At 39.1% G+C, this 276-nt stretch carries 1 protein-coding gene; it reads right to left on the reverse strand.

All coding sequences use genetic code 11. The features are described 5' to 3' along the window. Positions 1-276, reverse strand: a 276-nt coding sequence (locus tag SB658_RS23655) for a family 4 glycosyl hydrolase (protein WP_486308209.1), incomplete at both ends; no start/stop codon positions are given.

A 276-nucleotide genomic window follows, 5' to 3' on the forward strand; every position in this document is an offset into this window, starting at 1 on the left:
GATCCATTACACTTACGCCATCTAAATATACGTCTAGTCCGTATACCATATGATTTAAACCTGCAAAATCAACGTGGACACGACTTGCATCTACTTCAAGTAATCTTGCAAGACCCATACGGATTCCGATTGGAACGTTACATAGACCAACTACTCTTTGAATATTTGTATAACGAAGGACAGCTTCTGTTACCATACCAGCTGGGTTCGCGAAGTTAATTAACCATGCATTCGGACAAAGCTCCTCCATATCCTTACAAATATCTAAAATAACAG

Origin of the sequence: Bacillus sp. SIMBA_008, assembly GCF_046535495.1 — a bacterium.
In the GTDB taxonomy this organism is placed as follows: Bacteria; Bacillota; Bacilli; order Bacillales; family Bacillaceae; genus Bacillus; species Bacillus subtilis.